17 protein-coding genes are annotated in these 14,894 nt (G+C 65.9%); 7 read left to right on the top strand and 10 right to left on the bottom strand.

The features are described 5' to 3' along the window. The first annotated feature begins 10 nt into the window (after positions 1-10). Entirely contained in the window at positions 11-1,564 is a 1,554-nt protein-coding gene (locus RIB52_RS08125) for a class I adenylate-forming enzyme family protein (protein WP_350174743.1), read from the top strand. A gap of 334 nt (positions 1,565-1,898) precedes the next feature. After that, positions 1,899-2,450, top strand: a complete 552-nt coding sequence (locus RIB52_RS08120; RefSeq protein WP_350174741.1) for a hypothetical protein — start codon at positions 1,899-1,901, stop codon at positions 2,448-2,450. Between the two features lie 85 nt (positions 2,451-2,535). Here the strand turns inward: RIB52_RS08120 and RIB52_RS08115 are convergent, their stop codons facing one another. Then, positions 2,536-3,207: a glutathione S-transferase family protein gene (locus RIB52_RS08115; protein WP_350174739.1), complete on the bottom strand. Its 672-nt coding sequence runs from the start codon at positions 3,205-3,207 to the stop codon at positions 2,536-2,538. 10 nt (positions 3,208-3,217) lie between these two features. Further along, positions 3,218-4,165, bottom strand: coding sequence for a DUF808 domain-containing protein (locus RIB52_RS08110; RefSeq protein ID WP_350174737.1), 948 nt, complete (start codon positions 4,163-4,165; stop codon positions 3,218-3,220). Between the two features lie 209 nt (positions 4,166-4,374). Between RIB52_RS08110 and rpsF the strand changes: the two genes are divergently transcribed. From rpsF to RIB52_RS08085, 5 genes are all read left to right on the top strand, one after another. Beyond that, a complete protein-coding gene (gene rpsF, locus RIB52_RS08105; RefSeq protein ID WP_350174735.1) occupies positions 4,375-4,740 on the top strand; it encodes a 30S ribosomal protein S6 in 366 nt (121 codons plus the stop codon). Beyond that, on the top strand, positions 4,740-4,964 hold the full coding sequence (rpsR, locus tag RIB52_RS08100; protein WP_007164455.1) for a 30S ribosomal protein S18: 225 nt from the start codon (positions 4,740-4,742) through the stop codon (positions 4,962-4,964). The genes rpsF and rpsR overlap by 1 nt, the downstream gene beginning before the upstream one ends. A 14-nt stretch (positions 4,965-4,978) precedes the next feature. Continuing rightward, positions 4,979-5,653 (top strand): 50S ribosomal protein L9, encoded by a 675-nt coding sequence (rplI, locus tag RIB52_RS08095; protein ID WP_350174733.1) that lies wholly within the window; start codon positions 4,979-4,981, stop codon positions 5,651-5,653. Positions 5,654-5,779: 126 nt separating this feature from the next. Beyond that, positions 5,780-7,228, top strand: a complete 1,449-nt coding sequence (locus tag RIB52_RS08090) for an AMP nucleosidase (RefSeq protein ID WP_350174731.1) — start codon at positions 5,780-5,782, stop codon at positions 7,226-7,228. 195 nt (positions 7,229-7,423) lie between these two features. Continuing rightward, positions 7,424-8,926: a methyl-accepting chemotaxis protein gene (locus tag RIB52_RS08085; protein WP_350174729.1), complete on the top strand. Its 1,503-nt coding sequence runs from the start codon at positions 7,424-7,426 to the stop codon at positions 8,924-8,926. 19 nt (positions 8,927-8,945) lie between these two features. Here the strand turns inward: RIB52_RS08085 and RIB52_RS08080 are convergent, their stop codons facing one another. The 8 genes from RIB52_RS08080 to RIB52_RS08045 all read right to left on the bottom strand — a co-directional run bounded on the left by RIB52_RS08080 (position 8,946) and on the right by RIB52_RS08045 (position 14,889). Beyond that, positions 8,946-9,521, bottom strand: a complete 576-nt coding sequence (locus RIB52_RS08080; protein ID WP_350174727.1) for a YbjN domain-containing protein — start codon at positions 9,519-9,521, stop codon at positions 8,946-8,948. An 81-nt stretch (positions 9,522-9,602) separates the two neighbouring features. Next, positions 9,603-10,118 (bottom strand): type III secretion system chaperone family protein, encoded by a 516-nt coding sequence (locus RIB52_RS08075; protein WP_350174725.1) that lies wholly within the window; start codon positions 10,116-10,118, stop codon positions 9,603-9,605. Next, complete coding sequence (rimK, locus tag RIB52_RS08070) at positions 10,118-11,023, bottom strand: 30S ribosomal protein S6--L-glutamate ligase (RefSeq protein ID WP_350174723.1); 906 nt, start codon at positions 11,021-11,023, stop codon at positions 10,118-10,120. Before rimK ends, RIB52_RS08075 begins: the two co-directional genes overlap by 1 nt. Positions 11,024-11,086: 63 nt before the next feature. Next, positions 11,087-11,554: an ATP-dependent zinc protease family protein gene (locus RIB52_RS08065; RefSeq protein ID WP_350174721.1), complete on the bottom strand. Its 468-nt coding sequence runs from the start codon at positions 11,552-11,554 to the stop codon at positions 11,087-11,089. Next, entirely contained in the window at positions 11,551-12,603 is a 1,053-nt protein-coding gene (locus RIB52_RS08060) for a YncE family protein (RefSeq protein WP_350174719.1), read from the bottom strand. The genes RIB52_RS08065 and RIB52_RS08060 overlap by 4 nt, the downstream gene beginning before the upstream one ends. Positions 12,604-12,896: 293 nt before the next feature. Then, positions 12,897-13,706 (bottom strand): alpha/beta fold hydrolase, encoded by an 810-nt coding sequence (locus RIB52_RS08055; protein WP_502879493.1) that lies wholly within the window; start codon positions 13,704-13,706, stop codon positions 12,897-12,899. Next, complete coding sequence (locus RIB52_RS08050; RefSeq protein WP_350174715.1) at positions 13,658-14,317, bottom strand: 2-hydroxychromene-2-carboxylate isomerase; 660 nt, start codon at positions 14,315-14,317, stop codon at positions 13,658-13,660. Before RIB52_RS08050 ends, RIB52_RS08055 begins: the two co-directional genes overlap by 49 nt. Further along, positions 14,314-14,889, bottom strand: coding sequence for an aspartate-semialdehyde dehydrogenase (locus tag RIB52_RS08045; RefSeq protein WP_350174713.1), 576 nt, complete (start codon positions 14,887-14,889; stop codon positions 14,314-14,316). The genes RIB52_RS08050 and RIB52_RS08045 overlap by 4 nt, the downstream gene beginning before the upstream one ends. Positions 14,890-14,894 lie beyond the last annotated feature (5 nt).

The following is a 14,894-nucleotide window of genomic DNA, read 5'->3' as shown; positions in this document are numbered from 1 at the left end:
GCGAGCCGCCATGCCAACGATGCCCCACGTCCCCGCTTCCTACCCGCGCGATTTCTCGATGGATACGCTGCTGCGCGGCTGCGCCGCCCGGCTTGCGGGCCGCGAGGCGACGGTCGACGGCTCGCAGCGGCTCACCTATGCCGCGCTCGAGGCGCGGGTCGAGGCGCTGGCCCGCTGGCTGCTGGCGAAGGGGATCGGCCCCGGCGAGAGGGTCGCGATCCTCATGACCGACGGCGCGCCCTTCCTCACCGTGCTGCTCGCCTGCGGGCGGATCGGGGCGATCGCGGTGCTGCTCAACTGGCGGCTCGCCCCCGGCGAGATCGCCTGGATCGCGGGCAATGCCGAGCCCGCCATGACCTTCGCCAATCCCCGCTTCACGCCCTTGCTGGCCGAGGCAGGGGCGGGCGAGGTGATCGAGGTCGATGAACGCCACGATCCGCAGGGGCTCTTCGAGACAATCGTCACCGGCACCCACGATCTTCCGACATGGCCCGACCTTGCCCCCGAACGGCCGCTCTACATGATGTATACGAGCGGCACGACCGGTCGGCCGAAGGGCTGCCTGCAGGCGGGCAGCGCGGTCGCCTCCTCTGCCATGGGCTTTTGCCTGCGGCGCGGATTTTCGCCCTCCGAAAGGCTGCTTTCCGTCAACCCCTTGTTTCACGTGGTCGGCATGCAGCAGGTCGCCGCCATGCTCGCCTGCGGGGGGACGAGCGTTTTTGCGGGCCGCGACGACGACAGCGCGGCCATTCTCGACCTACTCCACCGCGAGAGCTGCACCACCACCAGCGCCTTCCCGCAGATTTCCTTTCCGTGGCAGGCGATGGAGCCGATCCGGGACGGGGTGATGCCGCTCACCAATTACACCGGCGGTTCGGGCATGGGCCGCCCGCAGATTTACGAATTCATGGAAGCCGACTGGGACGTGCGCGTCGTCGGCGGCTACGGCCAGACCGAGGTATGCGGTTTTGCGACCTTCATCGACTATCCCGACATGGTCGAGCACCCGCGCTCGATCGGCTGGCCCATGCCCCATGTCGCAATGACCATCCTCGATGCCGAAGGCAACCAGCTGCCCCCCGGCGAGGAAGGCGAGATTTGCCTTCGCGGCCCCTCGGTCATGCTCGGCTACTGGCGCAACGAGGAGGCCACCGAGGCCGCACTCGGCCACGGCTGGCTGCGCACCGGCGATCTCGGCACGATGGACTCGGCCGGGCTCGGCTACCTGCTGGGCCGCGCCAAGGAGCTGATCAAGACCGGCGGCGAAAACGTCTACCCGGCCGAGGTCGACGCGGTCTTCGCCGAAATGCCCGAGGTCGCCGACGTCGGCTGCTGCGGCGTGCCCGACCGGCAATGGGGCGAGGCGGTCAAGGCCTTCGTCGTGCTGAAGCCCGGAGCCGAACTGAGCCGCGAGGAAATCACCGCGCGCTTCAAGGGCCGGATCGCGGGCTACAAGCGGCCACGCTACATCGAATTCGTGGACAAGCTGCCGCGCGACCCGATCGGCAAGCTGCTGCGCCGCGAATTGTCGGCGCGCCCCGTGAGCGAGGACCAGGCGGCGTAGGCGCAGGGTAAAGGTGACAAAGGTGACACCCTGTCACCTTTGCAGGCATCCGTATTATCCCTTCAGGACAGAGGCTTGGCAGCGATCCCGCCGCCCGGACGGACAGGGGAAGCGGGGCCTTTTCGGCGCAAATGCGTGTGCGCTGGATGGCTGACGATGGGAAAGAGCAATGTGAAATCTAGCGCGCTCGCCGCATGTAGGAAACGAGTGCCCGTCGCCCGTCGCCCGTCGCCCGTCGCCCAGGCCGGGATCTCCTGCGTTGACGTTTGATCAAGCCCGCCTTGCTAGGACAGGCAGCGGTCGAGTCCGTCACGCGACCGCACTGGGGGTGGCAATGAATTCGCAGCAGCATAATTTCAAAGCCGGGACCGTCGAGCTTGTCGCGGATCACGATTTCCTGCGCGTGCAGGAAACGCGCGATCCCCGGCCCCTGTCGGACAGGGTCGCGGGATTTGGTTTCGCAGCCATATTCATCGCTGCAGCAGTGCTTTTCTGGTTCATGCCTGTCGCCAATCCCGAAGAGGTCTTCTGGCTCAGGGTCGCGTTGTGCGGCGGTCTCGCCCTTCTCGCTGTCGTCCTGATCCTCGGCGCCGCCGGTGAGAAGAAGTCGTTCGAGTTCATCGAGGTCGACCGGCGCAAGGGCCTGCTGATTTCGGGACGCGACACCGAAACGGGCCGGGAAATCACCAATCGGATGCGGCTTGGCGCGATCGAGAACGTCTTTCTCGGCTCGGAGGCCATCAACCATGCAAGCAAGACGCTCGAAAGCACCCAGACCCTTTACGTGTCCGGAGAAGGAGCGCCGAAGAGAGGCATATTGTTCACCGGGCCCGGCCTCGCTCTCAATGAGGTCAAGGCCCATATCCAGCGACTGGCCGGATCGTGATGAAGCGCGCTTGAAGGCGTGCGGCGGATCGCGTCTTTCCAACCCGCCTGAGGCGGCGAGCGCGTGCCGAACCGGGCGAAGTTTCCTAGTTGCTCGTCTCCAGCGCCTTGCGCTGCGTCTCTTCCCGCTCGAACGCGCGCTTGTAGGCCGGCCGCGCGGTCAGGCGTTCGCGATAGGCCTTGAGGCTGTCGGGCACGCCTTCGTCCAGCCCGACGTTCTGCGCGAGGATCAGCGCGTAGCCGACGCAGATGTCGGCCACGGTGAAGCGGTCGGCGCACAGATATTCGCGCCCCTCGAGCCGCTGCTCGACCTTGACGAGGCGCTTGTGGAACCACTTGGCGTAGGCGTGGCCCGCCTCTTCCAGCCCCTTGTCCTTCTCGAAGATGGCGAAGCGCATGAAGACCGTCTGCGGAAAGGTGATCGTGGCATCGGCGTGATAGGTGAAATCGAGATATTCGGCATAGTCCCGTTCACCCGGCAGGACGATGAAATCGCTCGGCCCGCCGCGCGAGCAAAGGTAATGCGCGATCGCGCAGCTTTCGGTCATGCGCGATTCGTAAGGCCCCATTTCGTCGCCGAGCTGGTCGATCAGCAGCGGCACCGTGCCGAGCGGGTTTTCCTGCAGATAATCGGGCGCCATGTGGCGCGGCGGGAACGGCAGCACGCGAAGGTCGATATCCACCCCCGCCTCCTCGGCGGCCCAGGTGGCGCGAAGCCCGCGAGACCGGGCGCAGGTGTAGAGGATCGGCTTGGTCATGGGATGTCTCCTAGTGCGCCTCGCCCGCGCCCACACCCAGCATTTTATGCAGGACGAAGGCGATGATCGCGCCCAGCACCAGCCCGACCAGCGCCGAAACCGCGGCATAGCTCGCCCAGCCGAGAACGCCCGAAAGCGCGCCGGTTGCGCCCTTCACGGCATATTCGATCCCGTGCGCGGCATCGTAGAGCGCATCGAAGCCGACCTCGTGCGTGCCATGGAGGATGATCCCCCCGCCGACCCAGAGCATCGCAACCGTCCCGACGACCGAGAGGAGAGTGAGCAGCTTGGGCACGGAATCGACGAGGAAACGGCCGAAACGCTGCGAAGCCGGGTTGTCCCGCTTGCTCAGATGGAGGCCGATATCGTCCAACTTCACGATCACCGCCACTGCGCCATAGACCACCACCGTCACCGCGACACCCACCAGCGCCAGCGCCAGCGCGCGCTCCCACCAAGTCGGCAGGTCGAGTTCATTGAGGGTGATCGCCATGATCTCGGCCGACAGGATGAGGTCGGTGCGGATCGCGCCGGCGACGCGCTTTGTCTCGAATTCGACCGGATCGCGGATCTCGTCCTTCACGGTCTTGCCGTGTTTCGCCCCGCCCAGCTTCTCCATCACCTTTTCCGCGCCCTCGTAGGACAGGAAGGCCCCGCCGAGCATGAGGATCCAGATGATCGCGCCGGGCAGGAATTCGGACAGGAGAATCGCGCCCGGCAAAAGCAGGATGAGCTTGTTGAACAGGCTCCCCTTGGTGATCGACCAGATGATCGGCAATTCGCGCGCTGGCGACAGGCCGGTGACATAGCTCGGCGTGACCGCGGCATCGTCGATCACCACGCCCGCGGTCTTGGTCCCCGCCTTGCTTGCGGCGACCGAGATATCGTCGACGGAGGCGGCCGCCGCGCGGGCGATCACCGACACATCGTCAAGCAGCGCGACGAGACCTGAGGGCACGCAGGACCTTTCACCGACGGAAAAACATCTGGCCCGCGCAACTGCACTGCCCCGACCGCGCGGGCAAGTCTTGCATTTGCCTCCAGACCCTGTATGTGCGCGGGCTTCGTGGCGGCTATCGCCGGTGCGAACTCTCGAAGAAAGCCGGAGGGGCCCCGTCATCCGGACGGATCAGCCAGCGATCGGCATGGAAGTGAAAGGAATGAGGCATGGCTCTTTACGAGCATGTGTTCCTCGCGCGTCAGGACCTCTCCCAGGCCCAGGTCGACGCGCTGGCGGCCACGGCGACCGAAATCGTCGAAGCGAATGATGGCAAGGTCACCAAGACCGAGACCTGGGGTCTCAAGTCGCTCGCCTACAAGATCGACCGCAACCGCAAGGCGCATTTCGTCATGCTCAACATCGACGGGCCGGGTTCGGTGGTCGAGGAGCTCGAGCGCCAGACCCGCATCAACGAAGACGTCATCCGCTACATGACCATCCGCGTCGACGAGCACGAGGAAGGCCCCAGCGTGATGATGCGCAAGAACGAGCGCGACCGTAAGCGTCGCGGCGACAAGGAGGATCGCGACTGATGGCACGCCCGTTTTTCCGCCGCCGCAAGTCCTGCCCCTTCTCCGGCAAGGACGCCCCCAAGATCGATTACAAGGACGTGCGCCTGCTGCAGGGCTTCATGTCCGAGCGGGGCAAGATCGTGCCCAGCCGCATCACCGCCGTTTCCGCGAAGAAGCAGCGTGAACTCGCCAAGGCGATCAAGCGCGCGCGCCATATCGGCCTGCTTCCCTACATCGTGAAGTAAGAGGAGAGACAATCATGGATATCATTCTCCTCGAACGCATCGAGAAACTCGGTTCGATCGGCGACGTCGTAACCGTGCGCGATGGCTATGCCCGCAACTTCCTGCTCCCACAGAAGAAGGCGCTGCGCGCGAACGAGGCCAACAAGCGCGTTTTCGAAGCGAACCGCGAGCGGCTCGAGAAGGAAAACGCCGAGCGCCGCAGCGAAGCCGAAAAGCAGGGCGAGACGATCGCCGGGGCCGAGGTCGTGCTGATCCGCGCGGCGTCGAACGCCGGCCAGCTCTACGGTTCGGTCAATGTCCGCGACATGGTCGCCGGGTTGGCCGCGCAGGGCCACGAGATCGACAAGAAGCAGGTCATCATGGGCGCCCCGATCAAGTCGATCGGGATGCACGAGGTGACCGTCGCGCTCCACCCCGAGGTCCACGTCACCGTCAAGGCCAACGTCGCCCGCAGCGACGACGAGGCCGAATTGCAGTCGCAGGGCGTCGACGTGCTCGCCCAGCTGTTCGAGGAAGAGCAGCGCGAGATCGAGGAACAGGCCGAAGCGAACCGCGTCGACCCGAACCTCGAACCCGGCGAGATCCCGGCCGAACTGCTCGAAGACGGCGTCGACACGCCGGAAGGCATGAGCGAGGCCGAGGCCAAGATCGAAGCGACCGATCCGGACACGGACAGCGAAGAGCGGTAAGCCTCCTCGCTTCACGGCATCAACAAGACGGGCGCGGAGGTCGTGACGGCTTCCGCGCCCTTCTTGTAAAGGCAGCCGGTCCGCTTCCCTTCGAACCTTCACATTTGCGCATTAGGCTGAACGCCCATGACCCCCATTCCAAGCATTCTCGAGCAATTGCAGCAGCATTATGCCGACGCGGTGAAAACCCTGCGCGAGGACGTGATCGCCTTCGGACGCGACGGGACGATCCCCCCGGCGCGCAAGCGACAGGACGGCAGCTATGCCTATCCCGAGCTCACGCTGCGCTATTCGGGACGGGATTCGAGCGGCGGCGAAGCGGATGACCGCACGCGCGCTTTCGGGCGGCTCGAAATGGCGGGAACCTATACCACCACGATCACCCGCCCCGACCTGTTTGCGCCCTATCTCGCCGAACAGCTCGAACTGATTGCGGCCGAATACGAGATCAACGTGACGGTCGGCCGCTCGCGCCAGGAAATCCCCTTTCCCTATGTCCTCGACGGCGAGGCCGGGGCGGCCATGGTCGGCATAGCACCACAGGAAATCGGGCAGTACTTCCCCTCGACCGACCTCGCCCTCATCGGCGACGAGCTCGCCGACGGGATCGAGTTCGACGAGGAACGCGACATGCCCCTGTCGCTGTTCGACGCGCTGCGCACCGATTATTCGCTCGCCCGGCTGGCCCATTACACCGGCACGCGGGTGGAGGATTTCCAGGAGTTCATCCTGTTCACGAACTATCACCGCTATGTCGATGAATTCGTGAACTGGGGCGCGAAGCAGATCGGGAAAGACGGCTACACCGCGCTGACCGGTGCGGGGGGGCTGCACATCACCGATCCGGCCGACAATGCGCGCGAGCAGCTGTCCGACACCGCCTGGCGGCGTCACCAGATGCCCGCCTATCACCTCGTGCGGGAGGATCGGCGCGGCATCACGCTGGTCAATATCGGCGTCGGGCCGTCCAATGCCAAGACGATCTGCGATCACCTCGCCGTGCTGCGCCCCCATGCCTGGCTGATGATCGGCCATTGCGGCGGCCTTCGCTCGAGCCAGAAGATCGGCGACTTCGTCCTTGCCCATGCCTATCTGCGCGACGATCACGTGCTCGACGACGTGCTCCCGCCCGAAATTCCCATCCCCCCCATCGCGGAGGTGCAGCAGGCCTTGGCCGGCGCGGCCGAAGAGGTGTCAGGCGTGCAGGGCGCGAACCTGAAACAGCGCATGAGGACAGGCACGGTCGTCACCACCGACGATCGCAACTGGGAACTGCGCTATTCGTCCTCGGCCTTCCGTTTCTCGCAGAGCCGGGCGATTGCGATCGAGATGGAAAGCGCCACCATCGCAACGCAGGGCTATCGTTTCCGCGTGCCCTACGGCACGCTGCTATGCGTGTCGGACAAGCCCCTGCATGGCGAGATCAAGCTGCCCGGGCAGGCCAACAAGTTCTACGAGGAAGCGATCGCGGCGCACCTGCAGATCGGCCTGGAGACGTGCAAGCGCCTGCGCGACGAAGGCGACCGGCTGCACAGCCGCAAGCTGCGCGCGTTCAACGAACCGCCCTTCAGATGAGAACCGGGGCGACCCAGCCCCCTTCGAACATCTGCACCGGGACATTACGCAGGTCGCGCAAGCGCCCGCGCTAACCAAGTCGCGGCACAAGGGCCCTGTCCGGAGCTACGGGCGGGCCGTTCGATCTCCCTGGCGGTGCGCCCGCCCCGGCGCTCGGGCCAGAGCACGAGCGGACAGGCGGGAGGCGATAAACCCATGTGCAGCGAAGTCGAACGCGTCAGGCAGCGGGGCTTTGCCGCGATCATCGTCGCGGGCTGGACGGTCACCGCGATGCTCGCCGCCCTCGCCCTGCCGCTGGGGCAGCAGGCGATGGTGGCTGCTCTTATCAGTGCGCTCGCCAATGCCCTGCCGACGCTCCATTACCGCCGGGGCCGCCGCGATGCCGCCGCCCGCGCGGGGATTGCGATGGTTCCTGCGGTCCAGCCCGCCCTGCTGATCCTCGTGATGGATGCAGGCGGGCTGCAGATGGAGATGCATCTCTTTTTCTTCCCCGCCCTCGCCGCGCTCGTATGGCTATGCGATCCGCGCGCTGTCCTGCTGGCGGGCGGGTTGATCGCGCTCCAGCATGTCGTGCTCGGCCTGCTCGCGCCGGAATGGAGCTATGGACGCGCGGTCCATATGGGCGATGTCGCGGTCCACCTGATCGCGCTTGCCGCCGCCTCGATCACGCTCGCTCTCATCGCAGGCGGGCTCGGCCGGTGGCTCGGCCTGCTCGGCCAGACGCGCGCGCGATGCAACGATCTCGACGCAAGGCTCGCTGAAAGCGAAACGGCGCTGGAGCAGGCGCGGAGCGATGCGCTGCGCGAGCGCGAGGCGCATGCCGCGCAGGCGCGCGCGGCAGAGGACGCGCGCCGCGGCGAGCTAGACCGGATCGCGCGCGAATTCGAAAACAGTGTCGGCGGGCTGACCCATTCGCTGCTCACGACCGCCCAATTGCTCGAGCGCACGACCAAGGCGCTGGACCAGGTGGCGAGCGAGGCGGGAACGCGCGCGGGCGAAGTCGCAGGCGCGGCGGAAAAGGCGAGCAAGGCGGCCGGCATCGTCGCGCGCGGGGTCGGCGACCTGTCGGGTGCGATCGCCAGCATTGCGGGTAATACGGGCCAGCACAAGGAACTCACCGCGCGCGCTGCCGAACGCTCCTCTTCGGGCGGCAAGGCGGTCAGCTCGCTCGCCGAACATTCGGACACGATCGGCGAGGCGACCCGCGCCATTGCCCGCATCGCCGAACGCACCAACCTGCTCGCCCTCAACGCCGCCATCGAGGCGGCATCGGCCGGGCCGCAGGGCAAGGGTTTCACCGTGGTCGCTCAGGAAGTGAAATCGCTCGCCCGGCAGGCAGGTGCCGCCGCGACAGACATCGACGCCTTCCTCTCCGGGATCCGTGCGGGCACGATGGACGCGCAGACCAGCTTCGACGCGATCGCACAAGCCATCGCCGAACTCGACCAGGCCGCCCGCGCGATCCGCTGGGATGTAGAGAGCCAGCGCAAGTGCGCCGACACCATCGAGAGCCATGCCAGCCGCGCCGCCGAAGAAATCGGCGCAATGGCAGCGCGCAGCCGCTCGCTCGCGCAAACGGCCGAAACGACTCGCGAGCTTGCCGGCGAACTCGACCGCGCGGCCGCCGCGCTGCTCGGCCATGTCGAGGGGCTGGAGGGATCGACCCGCCGGTTCGTCGAGCAATTGCGCGCGTCCTGACGGGTGCGCGCCGCCGGGATCATCCCGGGCCCGCCTGCGGCCCCTGTTCTTCGGCCCCCTGTTCTTCGGCCCCCTGCTCTTCGGCCCCGCGTTCTTGGGCCCGACGTTCTTCGGCAAAGACCAGTTCGGCGGCATACGAGACGTTCTTCTCGAACCGCTCGACCGCATCGATGAACAGGCTTTCGGGTATGCCGCTGCCGGTCAGGATATCCCAGAACAGCGACGGATCGCCTTCCTCGTCGAGAGTGACCTGAAGAAAGCGGAAGCGCGCGGAGAGCTGCATCGCCTCCGCCGGAGTCCACGGCTGGGCCCGGTCGAGCGCGCCGCGCAGCTGGATCGAGCTGCACTTGTCATGGGTCTCCTCGTCGCAATCGTAGAACAGGACCATCAGGGGATATCCGCTCTTGCGCGAAAAGCGGATCAGCGGGTCGCCGATCCCGTCCGTGGTCAATTCGGGATCGTACCCGGCATTGAGCAGGGCGAACATCATCTCCTCGGGCCGTTCGGCGGAGACGGTGCGCGGCTCCGCCTCCTGTGCGGCGAGCGAAAGGGGGGCGACAAGCGCGGCAAGGGCAGGGAGGAAACGCAGCATCATCGCAGTCTCCTTTCTTGCAAGGAAATGGGATGCGCAAGGCTGCAGCCGACGCGGCGATCGGCAAAGCTCGCCCGGGGAGCGTCAGCGGCTCTCACCCGCCTCGCCCATCGCGCCCAGCGTGTCGCGCAGCTTGCCGATTTCCTGCCCGAAGACCAGCAATTGTGCCTGCGCGTTGCGATAGCTGATCCCGTAGGCGGCGTTGATATAGCCCTGCAGGACGACGACATTGCGATCCGCACGATAGACCTTCGCATTGGGATTGACGTCGTTGTAGCGGTGCAGCCGCTGGTCGAGGTCGGGCGGTCGCGATCCGTCATCAAGCGTGAACACGGCAACCAGAACCAGGCCGAGACATCCGCTCTTGTCGCTGCAGGCCCCGGGCGAGACGGTGAAGGCGATCCCCTCGCCCGCCCTTGCGCGATAGACGTTCACCCCCTCGGCCCCCGGCTGGATCTGGAACTGGGCATTCACGTCGAGCAGCAGGCGCGAAATGGTCGAATCGTCGAACCGGGCGACGATCGCGCGCTGGTCCTGCGCCGCCACCGGGGACGCCGCCCATACGAGGAAAAAAGCCACCGCCAGCACGATTTTATGCATCACCCCTGCCCCTTGGTCTTGGTCTTTCCGATCTTTGCATTCGCTTCCATGTACGCGATGATCTGTCCAGCCACATCCTTGCCCGTCGCGCTTTCGATGCCTTCGAGGCCGGGAGAGGAATTGACCTCCATGATCACCGGCCCATGGTTCGACCGCAACATGTCGACCCCGCACACGTTCAGCCCCATGCGCCGCGCAGCGCGCGCGGCAGTGGAGCGTTCCTCCGGCGTGATCTTGATAACATCGGCGCTGCCGCCGCGATGGAGGTTGGAGCGGAAATCGTCCGCCGCCCCGGTGCGCTTCATCGCCGCGACGACCTTGCCGCCGACCACCAGCGCGCGGATGTCGGTCCCGCCCGCCTCCTTGATGAATTCCTGCACGAGGATGTTGACGTTCGCCCCGCGAAACGCCTCGATCACCGACTTTGCGCTCGACATGGTTTCCGCGAGCACCACGCCGATGCCCTGCGTACCCTCGAGCAGTTTGATCACGACCGGCGGCCCCTTCACCGCCTTGATGATCTCCTCGGCCTGCTTGGGATCATTGGCATAGGCGGTGAGCGGCAGGCCGAGCCCGTGCTTGGCGAGGATCTGCAGGGAGCGCAGCTTGTCGCGGCTGCGCCCGATCGCGACGCTTTCATTCAGAGGCCAGCATCCGCGCATTTCGAACTGGCGCAGGATGGAAAGGCCGTAATTGGTGATCGAGGCCCCGATCCGCGGGATCACCGCGTCGTATCCGATCATGGGCTCGCCATTGTAATAGACCTCGGGCCTGTGGCTCGCGATGTGGACCGTGCAGCGCGTCGTATTGAGAATGTCGAATTCGTGCCCGCGCGCTTCGGCGGCCTCCTTCAGCCGCTTGTGCGAATAGAGGTTCGGATTGCGGGCGAGCATCGCGATTTTCATGGGGTCAAACCTCTTGAACGTGAACGGGTGGCGAAAGGGGCCGCGAATCGGGTGCGGGGGCGTTCAGGGCCGATGGCCCCTTACCGCCTCCATGCCGCGCGATTGCAGCCATGAATATCCGCTGTCGACGACAAAGCGGCGACGCAGCGACGAACGACCGATCAGCATGGGAAATTTCATGTCCGACCGGTCGGCCAGGCTGATCTCGGCGCGGAAACGGACCTTGCCGATCAGCAGCGGGGTCTTGATGACATAGCGCCGCTGCGTCTCGCCATTGGAACTGGTAACGCCGCGTATGTCGACATGAACCGCCTCGCATTCGTGCCGCACGCCGTCCCAGTCGACCGCGAAACGGACATATTGCTCGCCGTCGCGGGTGAATTCCTCGACCACCTCGCCGTGGAGCGAGGAGGTGCGCGCGCCGGTGTCGATCTTGGCCGGGATGCGCAAGAGGCCGAGATCGGGCAGGTTGACCATTTCGCGCCAGCCGACGACCGGAAGCGCGCGGGGGGGATCGGCGAAGGATTTCACGGCAGGATCGCGAGCCCGTCCCCGCCCTTGCCCGCTCTCAGCCGACGCAGGACCTTGCCACTGGCATAGTCGATCTCGGCAATGGTGTCGCTGGCCGTCTCGGCGACATAGATGCGGCTACCGTCACCGGACCACAGGATGGTGACCTGGAAACGTTCCTGAGCCGCGTCTGGCCCGGAGACGCTGAGCGTGCGGATGACTTCGGCGGTTTCGAGGTCGATGACCGAAAGCGAACCATCCATCAGGTCCGAGGTCAGCGCGACATCGCCCTGCGGCCTTATGGCGATGCGCAGGGGGAAACGCCCGGTGGCAACGGTTTCGCGAACCTCCATCGTCACCGGATCGAGCGCGAAAGCCCGGTTCGACCCGCGCGCCGAGACCCACAGCGTTGCGCCATCGGGGGACAGCGCGATTCCCTCGGGCTCCTCCCCCACCGCCACCGAAATCGGCGCGATGCGGGATTTGAGCGCGATCCGCGTCACGGTGCGCGAACCGAGATCGGTGGTCCAGGCGGTGGCGCCATCGGGAGCAACGGCAAGCATGTGGCTGCCTTCCTGCCCGGTTGCGAATTCGAGCGTCGTCGTCGCGTCGGTGAGCGGCCCGGTTACGACGAATACCGACCGGCGACCTTCGGCGGTTGCATAGATATCGCCGTTTTCATGCCATACGATACCGTGCGGGCGGGCATTCTCGCCGAGATCGACGCTTTTGACCCGATCGAGGGTGTCGGCGGCGAAAATGTCGACGCTCGTCCCACCGTAACAGGCGAGCGCGACGTGACGGCCGTCGGGCGATGTCGCAAGCTCATGCGGGTTGGTGCAGCTATCCTTGCGGAGCACCTCCTCGCCGGTTTCGAGATCGATCTTAGACAGGGTATCGCCGCGCTTGTTCGCAACGAAAAGGGTCTGCGCAGAAACCTGCATACCTGCGGACGGTGCATAGACCGTCCAGCCCTCGCCCGAACCGCTTTGCTGCGTCGGCGCGCAGGCGGATGCGAGCAGGACCGCTCCGGGCAGCGTCAGCCTGGCCATCGGATCGCGCGATTGCATGGCATGCAGCATAACGGTCCGAGCCCTTGCGTCAAAGCGTGCCCGGAAAAAGGGACTGATTGATTTGGTAATGAATCACCGTCGCATTCTTCTGGATTTTACGAATGACATGAGATAATGTAGCGCAGCTTTGACACGGAAAACCGATACCGATCCTTGCGACGATCGGTATGCTCACCGGCCATAGCCCCCGTGAGGCCCGTGAGCCTGGGCCCCCGCCGATCCGTCTGCGGCGGGGGCCCACTACTTTTCGGGCCTCCCTACGTGTTCTGGCCGGCTGTTTCGCTCGCCGCTCACTCCTGCAGGAAGCGCACAATCGATTCGCCAAGCTCGGGCCGGGTCGCACTGTCGAGATGGCCGCCCGGCACTTCCTCGTAACGCGCATCGGGGAGCAATTGCGCCAGATGGCTGGCCGAGCCGTTGTCGCGGTCGTCCGCGCCGCTCACCACCAATGCGGGGCAGACGACACCCGAAAGGGCATCGATCTCGAGATCGCCCATCGCATCGAGCAGCAGGCGCGCTGCGACCCTGTCCACGCCTTGCGATTTCAGGAACTGGCGCGATTGCCAGGCCGGGTCGCCGCGCTCGATGGTGTCGAATTCGTCGATCACCCGCTTGAAGAAAGCGGAGCGCTGCTGCCATTGCGAAAGGCCGGAGACGCCCATCCCGCAGGCGACCAGACGGCGCGGCGCGAGGACGCCGCGGGCGGCGAGATGCAGCGCGGTACGCGCGCCGAGCGAGAAGCCGACGAGATCGAAGCTTTCTTCCTCCAGCTCCAAATGCGCAGCCAGAGCCGCCACGTCGCGCACCAGCACGCCGGCGGGGTAGCTCTCCGGATCGCGTGGGGCCTCGCTTTCGCCGTGGACCCGGAAATCGGGCATGATCGCCTCGAACCCTGCCTCGGCAAGTCGCGCGGAATGGCCCCATTTGATCCAGTTCATCTGCGCGCTCGAGAACAGGCCGTGCAGCAGCAATACGGGCCGCCCCTCGCCCTGCCGGTGGACAGCGAGGCGCGTGCCGTCGAAAGAGGCGAAGAATGTAGTCGTGTGATCCCTCACGCACAGCCCTCGCGCGGCTGCAGCCCTTTCTGCTCCATCCGCCATTTGACCATCTCGATCCGATCCTGCCCGAAGAAGGGCTCGCCCTCGAACACCAGCGTGGGCACACCCCAATGGCCCGCCGCCTCGAGATCGGCCTGGTTGGCGGCAATCTCGATATCGAGCGCCCCGGCATCGTCCACTGCTTCCGCTTCGATCTGCGCGAAATCGAGCCCGGCCCGTTCCGCCGCGCCTTTCAGGTGCTCGCCCTCGTTCCAGCCCCTGGCCCCGCCCCAGATGAGCCTTCCCGCCTCATGCGCGAAGGCAAGGCCCCGCCTGCGCCGCGCCGCAACCTGGCCCAATCGCGTGATTCGCTTGATATGCGGCTGGTCGGCGCTGATCTGGCGGGTGTTGACATCCTGCACGATCGGGTCGGGGCTTGGCGGGCCGAAAGGAATGCCATGGAACTGCGCGACGCGGATCATGTCGCGCATGGTGTAGCCGAGCCAGTTCGGGTGGTTGCGCTCGAAAAAATCGGGCTGGCGCACAGCGAGCGGCCAGACCGGCTTGAGCGCGATATCGAGATCATGGTCCTCGCACATCTGCCGGTAGCGGCCGACGGCAAGATAGGAATAGGGCGAGCGAAAGCTGAAATAGAGATCCGCCGCCAGCGTCATCGCGCCGCCTCTTCGCCGCGAATGAAGCATTGCGTCCCGGCGAACAGCGTGGCGACCTCGTCCGCTTCGATGAAGCCGCCGATCGCGCCGAGGCGGAATTCCCGGCCCAGCGTGCTGTCCGCGAGCATTTCGAAGCCCTCCATGTCCCGCATCGCACCGGCGGCGATGCCCAGCGCGACGTCGCCCGCGACCGCGACCTCCTCGGCAATCGGCGCATCGCCTTCATAGGGCAGGTGCCAGTTCCAGCCGACCAGCTGTCCCTCGGTGAAATGCAGCGTGAGCCCGCCCTCGTAATCGGTGAAATCGACCGCGCCCGCCTCGCAGTCGGTGTTGGTCGCGCGGCGAACCGGTTCGCCGAGCGCTTTTGCCAGGGCGGTCTCGACCTCGTTGCGGCCCGCATTGAAGCGGAAAGCCTCGCCTCCCACGGCCAGCCCCTCGCCCTCGAGGCGCACCGCGTCCTCCACGATCGAATCGGCATCGGGCCCGGTTTTGCGGGCGCCCTCGGACGGGTCGCCCCCGGAATCGCAGGCGGCAAGGGCCAGAACGGCGGCGAACGGCAGGGCTTTGCGCATGGAAC

Origin of the sequence: Erythrobacter sp., assembly GCF_040217515.1 — a bacterium.
Lineage (GTDB): Bacteria > Pseudomonadota > Alphaproteobacteria > Sphingomonadales > Sphingomonadaceae > Erythrobacter.
Note: the sequence above shows the minus strand (reverse complement) of the source record. Positions and strands in the feature narration are given on the sequence as shown.

Excerpts from the sequence above, each read along its gene's own strand:
- RIB52_RS08125 (WP_350174743.1), top strand. The coding sequence starts at position 11 with ATGCCAACGATGCCCCACGTCCCCGCTTCCTACCCGCGCGATTTCTCG.
- RIB52_RS08120 (WP_350174741.1), top strand. The coding sequence starts at position 1,899 with ATGAATTCGCAGCAGCATAATTTCAAAGCCGGGACCGTCGAGCTTGTC.
- RIB52_RS08115 (WP_350174739.1), bottom strand. The coding sequence starts at position 3,207 with ATGACCAAGCCGATCCTCTACACCTGCGCCCGGTCTCGCGGGCTTCGC.
- rpsF (WP_350174735.1), top strand. The coding sequence starts at position 4,375 with ATGGCTCTTTACGAGCATGTGTTCCTCGCGCGTCAGGACCTCTCCCAG.
- rpsR (WP_007164455.1), top strand. The coding sequence starts at position 4,740 with ATGGCACGCCCGTTTTTCCGCCGCCGCAAGTCCTGCCCCTTCTCCGGC.
- rplI (WP_350174733.1), top strand. The coding sequence starts at position 4,979 with ATGGATATCATTCTCCTCGAACGCATCGAGAAACTCGGTTCGATCGGC.
- RIB52_RS08090 (WP_350174731.1), top strand. The coding sequence starts at position 5,780 with ATGACCCCCATTCCAAGCATTCTCGAGCAATTGCAGCAGCATTATGCC.
- RIB52_RS08085 (WP_350174729.1), top strand. The coding sequence starts at position 7,424 with ATGTGCAGCGAAGTCGAACGCGTCAGGCAGCGGGGCTTTGCCGCGATC.
- RIB52_RS08080 (WP_350174727.1), bottom strand. The coding sequence starts at position 9,521 with ATGATGCTGCGTTTCCTCCCTGCCCTTGCCGCGCTTGTCGCCCCCCTT.
- RIB52_RS08075 (WP_350174725.1), bottom strand. The coding sequence starts at position 10,118 with ATGCATAAAATCGTGCTGGCGGTGGCTTTTTTCCTCGTATGGGCGGCG.
- rimK (WP_350174723.1), bottom strand. The coding sequence starts at position 11,023 with ATGAAAATCGCGATGCTCGCCCGCAATCCGAACCTCTATTCGCACAAG.
- RIB52_RS08060 (WP_350174719.1), bottom strand. The coding sequence starts at position 12,603 with ATGCAATCGCGCGATCCGATGGCCAGGCTGACGCTGCCCGGAGCGGTC.
- RIB52_RS08055 (WP_502879493.1), bottom strand. The coding sequence starts at position 13,706 with ATGGCGGATGGAGCAGAAAGGGCTGCAGCCGCGCGAGGGCTGTGCGTG.
- RIB52_RS08050 (WP_350174715.1), bottom strand. The coding sequence starts at position 14,317 with ATGACGCTGGCGGCGGATCTCTATTTCAGCTTTCGCTCGCCCTATTCC.
- RIB52_RS08045 (WP_350174713.1), bottom strand. The coding sequence starts at position 14,889 with ATGCGCAAAGCCCTGCCGTTCGCCGCCGTTCTGGCCCTTGCCGCCTGC.